Origin of the sequence: Duganella aquatilis (assembly GCF_009674565.1) — a bacterium.
GTDB classification, from domain to species: Bacteria; Pseudomonadota; Gammaproteobacteria; order Burkholderiales; family Burkholderiaceae_D; genus Rugamonas; species Rugamonas aquatilis.
On record NZ_WKJL01000073.1, the window covers coordinates 1 to 303 of the forward strand.

Annotated in this window: 2 rRNA genes; both read right to left on the minus strand. The window is 48.2% G+C overall.

From position 1 onward, the window contains the following. A 5S ribosomal RNA gene (gene rrf / locus GJ698_RS30290) occupies nt 1-111 on the minus strand; the annotation flags it as partial. A gap of 114 nt (nt 112-225) precedes the next feature. Continuing rightward, a 23S ribosomal RNA gene (locus GJ698_RS30295) occupies nt 226-303 on the minus strand; the annotation flags it as partial.

The following is a 303-nucleotide window of genomic DNA, read 5'->3' on the forward strand; positions in this document are numbered from 1 at the left end:
TTGACGATAACCTACTTTCACACTGGTTGCAGCACTATCATCGGCGTAGAGTCGTTTCACGGTCCTGTTCGGGATGGGAAGGGGTGGGACCGACTTACTATGGTCATCAAGCTTTGACTTGTATGCTTTGCAGCCACCAATTGGGCTGCACAGCGAATCTGGGAGAAGTAAAGTTTTGGGGTAGCACTCACCATCATAGTAAATGCGCATAACCGTCAAGGTTATAGGGACAAGCCGTACGGGCAATTAGTATCAGTTAGCTTAATGCATTACTGCACTTCCACACCTGACCTATCAACGTCC